Consider the following 13,180-nt stretch of genomic DNA (forward strand, 5'->3'; position numbering starts at 1 on the left):
ATTTACGGTGTCACATTTGGTGAAATATTGTAATTTTTCAGACCGCATTTCCCGCTTTTTTGGGGGGTAGATGGCAGGAATAGGTATAATCACGTTCCCGTTTATTGTTTAACAAACGAGATTACCTGTTGGGTTGAGTTATTGGATAGCGCGATAAAATAAACACCGGCCTGCAGGGTTTGGGTAAAAACTTGTATTTCGGATGATGCAACAGAAACCCATTCCACGTCAAAAACTTGTCCGTTAATATTATACACAACAATCGTTTCCGGATTTATTGCTGCGGGGCAACTTAACATGATATTTTGAGTTGTTGGGTTAGGGCTTAGAGTAATTTGTGATTCTTCAGTTGTGTTTATTGAAGAACCCAGGTTAACTGAACGACAAATTGTATTTGCACCAAACGTATTTGATGCTGTAAAACAAACATAATATGCTGCAGCATTTAAATAGGTATGTGATGGATTTTGTAATGCAGAAAATGAACCATCACCAAAATCCCAGAACCATTCTGTAGTTGTTCCAACAGAATTATCATTAAATGAGATGGTATTTTTATCAATGGTATAAGTAAAATCAGCAACCGGTGCTACATCGTTTGCAATAATAGTAACATCATCGCACCAGGTATCGGAACCGCCTGCGCCAGTTGCGGTTAAACAAACTGAATAAGTGCCATTGGTTGAATAGGTATGATATGGATTTTGAAATTCACTGTATGCACCATCGCCAAAATCCCAAACCCATGAGGTTGGTGCATTTACTGTCATGTCGTTAAATGTTACACTCGGGTCACCTGAATAATTAAATGATGCCACAGGTGTTAAATAAGTATCAATAATAATTACTTCGCATTTTGTATCTGAACCTGCAATATTATTTACAGTTAAGCAGGCAGTATATGTACCGTTTGTTGCATAATGATGTGTTGGATTTTGAATTGTAGCAGTTGCGCCATCACCAAAATCCCAAAACCATGATGCCGGAATATTGCTGCTTTCATCAGTGAAATTAATTATTGGATCACCTGTAAAACTAAATTCAGCAACCGGTGTAACTGCATATCCGGAAACTGTAATGCTTTTACAAATTACATCTGAACCTAATTCATTTGTAACTAATAAACACACATTGTAAATTCCATTTTCAGCGTAAGTATGTGATGGATTTTGTTCTTCCGAAATTACACCATCACCAAATACCCAATACCATGCATCAGGATTATTTAATGTGTTATCGGTAAAATAAAATGTTGGATCGCCGGTATAAGTAAATTCGGCATCAGGAGCCAAATAACTACTAATAATTACATCATGGCAATTGGTATTTGCACCATGTAAATTACCTGCAGTTAAACAAACATTATAGGTGCCATTTTCTGTAAATAAATGTGTTGGATTTTGATCGCTGGAAGTTGCACCATCATCAAAATTCCAAAGCCATTCAATAGGTGCACCTATACTTAAATCGGTAAATGAAACTTCCGGTGTTCCACTAAAAGAAAATTCAGTTACCGGTGCTGCATAAGATGCAATGGTTATGTTTTGACATAATTCTGTGTTGCCTGCAGCATTACCGGCTGTGAGGCACACTTCGTAAATGCCATTAATTAAATAAGTATGCTCCGGATTTTGAAGCGTAGAAAAATTGCCATCTCCAAAATTCCAGTTCCATGTATCGGGTTCATTAATACTTGCATCACTAAAAATTACTGTTGGGTCTCCGGAGAAATTAAAATCAGTAATTGGAGCAACTATATTTTGTGTAATGGTAATTGTTTGACAAGTAGTATTATTTCCTGCAATATTTTCTACTGTTAAGCAAACATTATAAGTTCCATTATCAGTAAAATTGTGTATTGGATTTTGTTCTGTAGTAGTGATGCCATCTCCAAAATCCCAAAACCAAGTATCGGGCGTGTTTGCAGATAAATCGTTAAATGAAACTATTGGATCGCCACTGTAATTAAAATCTGCAATTGGTGTATTAATATTATTTTCAATTATTACTGTTTGGCAAGAAGTGTTTTCACCTTCAATATTACCGGCGGTTAAACAAACTAAATATGCACCATTTGCTGTAAAATTATGAATTGGGTTTTGCTCAGTAGATGAAAATCCATCATTAAAATCCCAATACCAGTTTAATGGATTATTTGCAGATATATCATTAAAGGTTACAGTTGGGTCGCCGCTAAAATTAAAATCACTTAACGGCGCGAGATAGCTATCAATAATAACATCCTGGCAAAACGTATTTTCAATTTCACCATTGCTAGCTGTTAAACAAACGGTATAGCTATTATTAGATAAATAAGTGTGCAGGGGATTTTGTTCTGTGGAATTATTGCCATCACCAAAATCCCAGAACCATTCGGAAGCACCACCTGTAGATAGGTCGTTAAATGCAACCGAAGGATTACCGGTAAAACTAAAATTTGAATTTAAAGGAATATAAGCAGCAATAGTTACAGTTTGACATACTGTTGATGTGGAAAAAATATTATTTGCTGTAAGACAAACAGAATAATCGCCATTCGTTAAAAATGTATGTTCGGGGTTTTCTTCTGAAGAAGTAATTCCGTCATTAAAATCCCAATACCATGTTAAATCAGTACCAACTGAATTATTGGTAAATAAAACAGTAGGGTCACCGGTAAAAACAAATGCTGCATTTGCATCAACATAAGTTGTAATATTAACATCCTGACAAATAGTATTTGATCCGGTAATATTTGATACTGTTAAACAAGTATTATAAATACCGTTTTCTGTGTAGGTGTGTTCGGGGTTTTGTTCAGTAGCAGTAATTCCATCACCAAAATCCCAACTCCATGTTGCAGGGAAACCTGTGCTCGCATCGGTAAAATTAACTATAGGGTCGCCTGAAAAATTAAATTCGGCAACAGGTAACGGTACGGAAATTAAATTAACAATATAATCTTCTGTTTCTCCATAGGTATAAGTATCACAAGCTTGCAAATCGGTAATGCCATTTGCATTGCGCACGCGTAAAATTACCGGAGCAACAGTTGCTGTAAGCGGAACAGTAAAATTAATTTCTGCAGTTGCGAAAGCAGGAAGGTTAATTGATTCACCAATTTTTTCTTCGGCACTAAAAATACCATCATCATTAAAATCGATCCATGCAGCAACAGTATTTACTGATGTGTTATTTCCTGTTGTAATATTTAATTGTGCACTTAAGCCAATATATAAATCTGTTTCTGCTTCATTATAATTTGTATAAAATGGTGCAGTAGAAGTGCCTGAATTATTATTAATTAAACCAATTGAAACATTGCTGATATAATCCTGATTAACTGTGCCCGAAATATATTGTGGTATACATGCACAGGCATCGGGTGCATTCATGTCAACAAAAACTGTTGATGAAAAAAACTGTTCACCGGAAACAGTACATGTGGCTAAACAACGATAATAAGTTGCTATTGCCTGGCTGATATTTACCGACGGTGCTGCATCAACTGGAATTACACCCCAGTCAATATCATTAGCAGAACTATACCAACTGTAATTAATGAAGTCGTTTTCAAAAGGCGTAACCTGTAATGTAAATAATTGATCACTGCATACCGATGTTGCGCTGGAAGTTGCTTCACCAATTAAACTGATTTCTTCACATGAAGGGATAGCAGTTATTTCTATAAGTGGTTTATATAAATTGTTGCTTATTACATCAGGCAAAGTTTCATTGCCGATATAGCTGCATGGTGAAGCTTCAACATCACCTGCAAATGTTCTCGAAACCGGATTTAAAGCCGGGCCGGATAATTCAATAACAGCATTTCCGGTATTACTTCCTTCTAAACTACCGCTGCAAATTTCAATGATGATATTTGATACGCCATCCCAATAAAATGGTGATGTTAGAAAAAATCCATTTTTTCCAATTTGAGGGGTATAATCCGCAGGTCCCCAAGAAGTTATTGCACCACTTTCCCAGCCGCTTGCCGTAAGTGATTCAACTGCTGAAGCTAATATACTAATGGTAAAATTTTCGCAAGTAACAGCCAGTTCCGGTATTGATAAAACATTCCAGGAGATGTCGGTTATAACACCTGCATGAAAGCCGGCGTTACTGAGTTCGGCCGCTGTGTAAAGGTATTGAGCGCGTTGTGTTTTGTAAAAATCATTAAATGGAGTAGGATAAGTAGTTTCTGTGTTTGCTCCACTTGCTGTGCCTACTACTGCAACCTGAGCTAAACCTGCGTGGCAGCTGATAGATATAGATAGCAACAGGATTAAAAATCTTTTCATTGGGTGTGACTACTTAGATTTCGAAATTTTTGTGTGGTTTTCGAAGGCTAAAGATATTGGAATTTTTTAAAGCGTTGAGTGAAACCCTTTAATATTAGGCAAATTCACGGTTTTCCGTCAATTCAGAATTATTCTAATCAACGTAAAAAAAATCGAAAAAAATGTACAAAAAATGAGATTTTGTGACAATGAAATTAAATGTTAAATCGCATACCGAGTCGGCATGCAAAAATTGTCTCAATTTGTGACAATGAAAAAACCGATAAAAATAAAGTAAGGAATATCTCCGATTCGGTCAAAATAAAAAAAGCTGCCTAAAATAGGCAGCTTCTGAATATGAAAAGTAGGTCGCTTTTACTGTTTTACGAAATTTACTGTTCCAAATATTGATGAATTGTGAACTAAAATAACGTATGTTCCTGCAGGCAGGTTTTGAATATCTAAAACCAAGGTATTTGCATTGTAAGTATTGAAGGAAATTTGAATTTCCTGACCAACAGCATTGTAAACCGTAACAACAGGTTCATCAATATTTTGTGGTAATGATAAGGTAACTGATGTAGCAGCAGGATTTGGATATAAATTAATTGCTATGATTTCCTGCAGTTCAATTCCGGTGCTAAGGTCAATAGTTTTGCAGGTTTGATCGAAACCAATATCGTTAGTAGCTTTTAAACAAACATTATAAATTTCCTTATTCACATAGGTATGAGAAGGGTTTTGTAAACCTGAAATAAATCCGTCGCCAAAGTCCCAATACCATTCATCAGGATTATTGCTGGAAAGGTCAGAGAATGCAACGGTCATTCCCGTAATACTGAATTCAAAATCAGCTATAGGTGCAATTGCATTTGCAGCGATAATCACATCCTGGCAATAGGTATCAGACCCACCTGCAGCAGTTACAGAAAGACAAACGTTGTAAGTGCCATTTAAAACGAAATTGTGGGTTGGATTTTGCTCTGTGCTTACATCACCATCATCAAAATTCCACAACCAGGTAATTGGTGTATTTGTAGATAAATCTGTAAAATCAACTATTGGATCACCTGTAAAAGCAAAGCCTGCAGCCGGTGCAGCGTATGCATCAATTACGATGTTTTGGCAAACTACATCGCCACCTGCTCCGTTACTTGCTGTGAGACAAACATTATATGTTCCGTTTGAAGTAAAGGTATGTGATGGATTTTGTTCGGAAGAAGTAAAACCATCGTCAAAATTCCATTCCCAAGCGGTTGGCGTATTGGTACTTAAATCGGTGAAAGCCACATCGGGGTTACCGGTATAACTGAAAGCTGCTTCAGGTACTTCAGGATACCCGGTTACGTCAACAAATTTGCAGACAGTATTGGAACCAATAACATTAATTGCTGTGAGGCAAACGAAATAGCTGCCATCAGTAGCATAGGTATGTGTTGGATTTTGTTCGGTAGAGGTTGCTACATCGCCAAATGACCAGTTCCAGGAAGTTGGCTCATTGGCAGATAAATCGGTAAATGTTACAGAAGGGTCGCCTGTATAAGAAAAGTCGGCAACCGGAGTAGCATAATAATCAATTACAACGTTTTGGCAGCTTGTATTAGAGCCTAAATATCCTGTTGCTGTTAGGCAGACGTTATAAGTGCCATTAGTAGTATAAGTATGTACCGGGTTTTGTTCGGTTGAACTCGTTGCATCATCAAAATCCCAATGCCATTCGGTAGGTTCGCCGGTTGATAAATCGGTGAATTCAACCGTAGGTTCGCCGCTGTAGGTGAAAATGGCAACCGGTGGAATTCCTGCAATAATATTTACATTATAATCTTCAGCTTCACCATATTCATAGCTGCCACAAGGTAAGATGCCTACAGTATTGTATACATCGCGGATGCGCATACGTGCCACCCCCGGAATAGCCCATGCCGGTGTAATAAATGTATAATCAACAGTTGCAAAAGCAGTTAAGCCGGTTGATTCACCCAATTTTTCACTTGCATCAAAATCGCCATCTCGGTTAAAATCTATCCATGCAGCTATACCATTATTGGTTTCATATTCACCAACTGTTAATGATAATGTATAAGTTTCACCGGTGGTTAAATCGGTAGAAAGGTCGTCATAATAAATATAATATGGTGATACGGTTGGTCCTGTTGCGTTACTGATATCACCCAGCTCTACATTGCTGATATAATCGCCGGAAGTAGATCCAAGCACATATGTTGGAGCGCAATAACATTCACCGGGATCTTTCATGTCGATAAAAACCGGAACAGAATTGGAGTTATCTCCACTAAAAAGACAAGCCACTGTGCATCTGTAATATGCGGCGTTGTTTTGTGTTGTAGTTAATGCAGCATCGTTGGCACCCGGAATATTAGTCCATGAAATACCATTTGGTGATGTTGACCATGAATAGATGATTCCTAACTCGGCAACTGCGCCAATGGAAAGTGTAAATGGAAAGTCTGCACAAACGGCAATATCAGTGGTATTGGTAGCGCCGATAATTGGTAATTCACTGCAATTTATAGCAGGGCTGGTGCCAAATGTAACGCGTGGGCGATAGTCATAACCTCCGGGCGTAGCGTCATAAAATTCTCCACCCTCATATCCGCAAATATCTGCTTCACCGTCATTTGCATAGGTTCTTGAACCATTAAAAGCTAGAGGACCGGTCCATGTAACACGGGCATTTTTAGTATAATCGGCTGCCGGGTCACCACCGCATATTTCAATAATAATATTGGAAACGCCATCCCAGTAATAAGGATAATCCAGATTAAAAGTATTTGTACCAACAGTAGGAATATAATCTGCCGGCCCCCATACCAAAGCGGCGCCGGTTTCCCATGTAGTAATTCCTAATGAGCTGGTGTTGGTGGCTAATAACTTGATAGTATAATTTTCAGTAGTACCTGTTCCGGCAGGCACTCCGATTACGTTCCAACTAATTTCATCAATAAATCCGGAAGTCATTCCCGCTGCCGTCATTTCAGAAGCCAGGTATAAATACTGCGACTTCATGGTTTTAAAATAATCGGAAATTGGTGTTGGGTAACTTGTAGCGGAGTTTGCTCCGTTATCTGCCCCGATAGTAAATTGTGCCGTTAAGTTTGTAGAGATTGCAATAAAAGATAAACAGGCTACAACAAGGTGTCGTATTCTTTTCATGATTGTGTGTGTTGATTAAAAATTATGCTTAATTGTGTTTTCTAAACACCAAATGTAATAAACTTTCACCTTTATCTAAAAGGTTTTAGGTTGAATTTTTAATATCTGTATATACATTGATATTGGGCAAAACAGCCTAAATACTTAGAAAATGGTTTTTATTTTGGTAAAACCGACCGGAGTTTCGTTGTCACAAACCGCCTGAAAGAGAAAATTTGCCGTAGGTAATTATGATGTGGTTTTGCTATTATTTCAAACAAAAAAGGCTGCCCGAAGACAGCCTTTTTTGTTTGCTTTATTAAAATTTATTCTTTCACAAAACTTGCAAAAGCTTTACCGTTTTCACCGGTATATTGGATAATATAAGTGCCTGCTGCCAGTTGGTTTACATTGAATGTAATCGCTGTATTGCCGGCATTAAATATTGGATTAACCTCCATTTCCTGGCCTAATGCATTAATTACCTTCAGGGTGCCATTATTCATGTTTTGTGGTAATAAAACAGTAAGCGTTATTGATGCAGGATTAGGGAAAATATTTAATGGTATAATTGAATTGTCGACAGTTCCGGTTAGGGTGACCATTTGACAAACAACATCGCTTCCACCGGCGTTGCCTGCAGTTAAGCAAACATTAAATGAACCTGTGGTGCTATAGGTATGCACCGGGTTTTGTTCGGTTGAAGTTCCGCCATCACCAAAATCCCAGCTCCAGAAAGTTGGGCTATTGGTTGAGTTATCAAAAAATGAAACTGAATTAGCAACACCAAAGAAATAATCAAAATCTGCAACCGGAGTAATAACCACATCGCTTATAATTACATCCTGACAAGCAATATCGCTTCCGCCTGCTGCAGTAACTTCTAAACAAACATTATAAGTACCGTTGGCAGTATAAGTGTGCACCGGATTTGCTTCTGAGCTAAATGAACCATCATCAAAATTCCAGAACCATGCAAACGGGCTGTTGGTAGATAAGTCGGTAAAACTTACTGTCGGTTCGCCGGTATAACTAAATGCAGCATCAGGTGCAGGATAATCGGCAATAATTACTACTTCACATCCGGTTCCGGAGCCTATTGCATTTGTAGCAGTTAAACATACACTGTAGCTGCCGTTTTCTGTATAGGTATGCACAGGGTTTTGGTCGGTACTGAAAGCGCCATCACCAAAATCCCATGACCATGAGGTAGGGAATTCAGTAGATAAATCGGTAAATGTTACAGTTGGGTCACCGCTGTAATTAAACAATGCGGTTGGTGGCAAATAGCTGCCTATGGTTACATCCTGACAGCTTGTGCTGGTGCCTAATGCGTTGTTTGCAGTTAAACAAACATTATAAACGCCATTGGTAGCGTATGTATGCACAGGGTTTTGGTCGGTAGATGTTCCACCATCTCCAAATGTCCAATCCCAGCTGGTAGGGTCGCCAATTGTTAAATCGGTAAATGTTACTGTAGGGTCGCCGGTAAAGGTGAAATTGGCAACCGGAGCTGCGTAAGTGGTGATAAACACATTTTCGCAATAAGTTGATGTACCACCAACGTTAGAAGCTGTTAAACAAACATTATAAATGCCATTTAAAGCAAAAGTATGCACAGGGTTTTGGTCGGTAGATGTTCCACCATCGTCAAAATCCCAATCCCAGCTTGTCGGTTCATTTGTAGATAAATCAGTAAATGTTACCGTTGGGTCGCCGGTGTAATCAAACAAAGCAGATGGAGGAAATACTGCAATTATTGTTTCGCAAACGGTTGCTTCACCATAAACATTGTAGCCGGTTAAGCATACGTCATAAACACCTTCAGCATAGGTATGCGTTGGGTTTGTAGCTGTTGAGGTTCCGCCATCACCAAAATCCCAAAAATAACTTTCGGCATCAACAGTAAGATTGGTGAATACTGCATTAAATGAAGGTCCTGCAGGAGTTAACGTGTAGGTAAAATCAACTGTTGGTACATAAGGCTGAAAACGAGTTTCATCCCAAGCTGCATAACGCATATTGTTTGTATGAACAGGGTCGGCAGGGGCTGCATCTACCGCTGTTCCGGGATTATTATCTTGTTGCCAAAGTATATGCACTTTGCCATCTACAACTCTGTCGTATACCATTGGGAAATAATTCTCCTCGTCGGCAAATGCAGAATAGGTAAGGTTTACAGGGTAAGTCCAGCTTTCGCCTGCATCATCGGAGTAAATACCAAAAATGTCGTTTTTCGACTCGGCGCCGGCTGCAGTAGGGTCGTCAAACTGGTCGGTATATTCAACCGGCATGGTATAGGTTAAATAAATTCTGCCCGTAGCTGCATCAAACGCAGCTGAAGGAAGTGTAGTAAAACTTTCACCACCGTAAGCGGCAAAAGAACCGCCAATTCCGGCATAAGGATCATCTAAACCATCATCATTTTTCCAGTCAATAACTACATCGAGGTAATACATACCGGTTAATCCGGTTTTCCAGTAAAGTATACCACCAACTGTTGGAAAATAGCTCCAACCTGCAGTTCCTGCATCATCATCCAACATATACATGGTTCCTGCAAATACATGCAAGGTGCCATCGTCGGTAACAATCATATCATAAGCGCCATCAGTAGTTAAAATGGTATCAAAATCGCCATCCGCATCGTAATCGCTGTCTTCTCCAACTGCGCCGGTATAGTTTTCAAGTGGATTATCCCAAATTATTTCGGATGTCCATGAACCCGGGTCGCCATTTGCATCAGAATGTAATAAAACCAAGTCGGCATAAGATGCGCCATATAAAATGTAAACATCAGAACCATAAACAGCAATTTGATATGCTTCACCTGAGATAATGCCGAAACCCTCGTCTGTTGTTAAATAAGGTAATACATATTCCAGCACTTCCCAGTTTTCGCCACCATCAGTAGAGCGTGAAAAATAAACTTGTGTCGGGGTTCCGCTATTGGCGTTTACAACATAAATATCGTTAGTTCCTTCAGGGCAATAAGCATTAGGCCAAAGACCGGTAATATCAACACTGCCGGCTGTTTCGGTCCATGTTGTGCCACCTAATTCGGTGTTTTTATATACACGGATATTGGTTCCATCGTGTGAAAACATCACTTCATGGTCACCAACTTTTACGATATCACCAAAACCGGTTCGAAAGCCTTCAATTCTTGTAGTTGGAAATGCACCCCAGGTGCCACCGTTATTCGAATTAAAAAACATGCCCCGGTCAGAGAATGTAGTAAGTAAACTGGTAGAACCTGTCCACATAGCAGAAACAGTTCCATCATCATGTACCAAAAGCCTGCTTTTATTGCCGCCGTTGGTTTGGAGGTCGTAAGTAGTTGTACCTACAACGGTAGACTGTGCCTGCAATGCTGCAAAGGAGCACAATCCGATAAAAAGGGTAAAGATTTTTTTCATAACAATAATTATAATTAAAACAGGCAGGAAAATTAAAAATAAAATTTTGAAGAAAATATTTTTTCTTTGTAGTATATAATTCACAGAAACACCATTCCTATGAAATACATTTTGTTTTTGTTCATGTTTGGAATTTGTGGTGCAGTAAATGCTCAGCATACTGATTCTTTGCATACACAGACAGACTCTTTACTTACACAGAAAAAAATCTATGATTTTCTTGACCAAATGCCGGAGTTCCCGGGTGGCTTTAAAGCCTTATTTGACTTTATGTATGCGAATTTGCAGTATCCGTCTGAAGCAATTAAAAAAGAAATTGAAGGTATTGTTTATGTAAAATTTATTGTTGATGAATACGGTAATATTAGCAATCCTGTTGTTGTGCGAAGCATTGGTGGTGGATGCGATGAAGAAGCTGTGAGAATAATTAATTTAATGCCACAATGGAACCCTGGCGCTGAAAATGGCAAGCCGGCAGCTGTTTGGTATACTTTGCCGGTTAAGTTTACAATTGTTGATACGTTTGAAGAAAACAGCAATAAAAAAAAGAAGAAAAATTAATTATTATAACTAATATAAATTCTACCTATGAAAAAAATATTTTTTTTATTACTTGTTATAATTTCCGGAGAAATCAGTGCTCAGGTAACAGACTCTTTGAAAACTTCTAACAGTCCTAAAGAGATTCTAGTTAATCCGGAAGTATTACCGGAATACCCGGGCGGCACGCAAGCGCTGTACACTTTTTTAGCAAAAAATATTAAGTATCCTAAAACTGCAAAGAAAAATAATGTTGAAGGAACCGTTTATGTAAAATTTGTTGTTGATGAAGATGGTAGTGTAATAAATCCTGTAATTGTCAGAGGCATAGGAGCGGGTTGTGATGAGGAAGTAATTCGTGTTATTAAAAAAATGCCCAAATGGAAGCCGGGGGAAATTAATGGAAAAAAAATTGCAGTTTATTATACACTTCCCTGTAAATTTTCATTGAATAAATAAATAAAATAATTACTTCCTTATCCTTAATTCTACCGGATAATAATTATTTATTCTGCCGGGAATAACTTTAATCCAGCCAAGCGATAATTGTTGGTAGGTTACTAAACACCAACCTTTTATTTCAGTGTCAATTTGAACGGTGTTTTTTCTTAAATAGGCAATTGCCGTGGGTTCATCCAGTTCTATTCTCGGAATATTTTCGGCAATTAAAGTGCTTAAAGCCAGCTCGTGATCGGGAATTAATTCGTTGTGTTTAATTTCGCCAATGGCAGTGCCTGATTTAATTAAATATAAATTACCTAATGCCATTTGAGCTGCTTTAATTACTTCAGGGATACAATAAATTATATTTTTATGTTTATAAAAAAATAATTCTTCTGGCGCTTTTAAATAGGGAGATATAATTGCTGTTTCGCTTGGTGTTAAGGGCTCCGTTTTTTTATTAAATGCCTGCTCATCCTGATTGTCTGTTTCGGTTTTTTGTAAAATACTGACAAAAAATCCTTCGCCCTTTATTTTATCAGGATAAAAACGATAACCATATTCGTTGGTAATAATATTACCAAAATCGGATGGCAGTGTTTTATTTACTAACGGAGTAAAACCTTTAGATGCTAACTGCATCACAATTTGTTCGTTTTCTACTACTGAGTATGAACAGGTTGCATAAATCAATAAACCATTTTGTTTTAAAGCAGGAATTACATCTTCCAAAATACGCGACTGGCGTTTGCTGCAATGCAATACATTTTCTTCACTCCATTCATTTTTTGCTTCCGGTTCTTTTCTGAATAAGCCAGAACCACTGCAGGGCGCATCTATGATAATAACATCGAAAAAATTTGTTAATGCCGAAAAATCACGCGGGTCATTATTTGATACTACTACATTCGGATTGCCCCATTTGTCAATATTTTCTTTTAAAATGCGTGCGCGCGATTTAATTACTTCATTACTTACTAATAATGAATGTTCATTCATTAATCCCGCAATTAATGTTGATTTACCACCGGGAGCAGCACATAAATCTAAAATTTTTAATGGTTTTATTTTATCGACATAAGTGCTAAAAAGATAACCGGTAAACATGCTCGAAGCCTCCTGCACATAATATGCGCCTGCATGAAAAAGTGGGTCAAAAACAAATGCAGGGCGAACGGGTAAATAATATGCATTGCTACACCAAGGTACATTTTCAGCGTGGTGTATATTTGTTTTTTTATTTGGATTTAGGCGGATAGAAACGGGCGCAGGGGTTTCATGTGCAAGCAAAAAAGGGTCTTCCTCAAAACCTGAAGCACTTTGTATTTGTTGTATAAAACCTGCGGGAAATTCCATTTTTAAATTTAA

General features: G+C 38.0%; 6 protein-coding genes. 2 read left to right on the forward strand and 4 right to left on the reverse strand.

The window, feature by feature from the left end:
• Window positions 1–101: 101 nt before the first annotated feature.
• The 3 genes from IPI65_02350 to IPI65_02360 form a co-directional block, all read right to left on the reverse strand.
• Entirely contained in the window at window positions 102–4,280 is a 4,179-nt protein-coding gene (locus IPI65_02350) for a PKD domain-containing protein (protein ID MBK7440392.1), read from the reverse strand.
• Between the two features lie 354 nt (window positions 4,281–4,634).
• Entirely contained in the window at window positions 4,635–7,433 is a 2,799-nt protein-coding gene (locus IPI65_02355; GenBank protein MBK7440393.1) for a PKD domain-containing protein, read from the reverse strand.
• 305 nt (window positions 7,434–7,738) lie between these two features.
• Window positions 7,739–10,831 (reverse strand): PKD domain-containing protein, encoded by a 3,093-nt coding sequence (locus tag IPI65_02360; protein ID MBK7440394.1) that lies wholly within the window; start codon window positions 10,829–10,831, stop codon window positions 7,739–7,741.
• A 99-nt stretch (window positions 10,832–10,930) separates the two neighbouring features.
• Between IPI65_02360 and IPI65_02365 the strand changes: the two genes are divergently transcribed.
• On the forward strand, window positions 10,931–11,392 hold the full coding sequence (locus IPI65_02365; GenBank protein ID MBK7440395.1) for an energy transducer TonB: 462 nt from the start codon (window positions 10,931–10,933) through the stop codon (window positions 11,390–11,392).
• A 27-nt stretch (window positions 11,393–11,419) separates the two neighbouring features.
• Window positions 11,420–11,830 carry an energy transducer TonB gene (locus IPI65_02370; GenBank protein MBK7440396.1) on the forward strand — a complete coding sequence of 137 codons (411 nt, stop codon included), beginning with the start codon at window positions 11,420–11,422 and terminating at the stop codon, window positions 11,828–11,830.
• A 9-nt stretch (window positions 11,831–11,839) separates the two neighbouring features.
• Here IPI65_02370 and IPI65_02375 read toward each other — a convergent pair whose 3' ends face one another.
• Window positions 11,840–13,168: an RNA methyltransferase gene (locus IPI65_02375; GenBank protein ID MBK7440397.1), complete on the reverse strand. Its 1,329-nt coding sequence runs from the start codon at window positions 13,166–13,168 to the stop codon at window positions 11,840–11,842.
• Window positions 13,169–13,180: the final 12 nt, after the last annotated feature.

It is taken from the genome of Bacteroidota bacterium, from assembly GCA_016706255.1.
Taxonomy (GTDB): Bacteria; Bacteroidota; Bacteroidia; order Chitinophagales; family BACL12; genus UBA7236.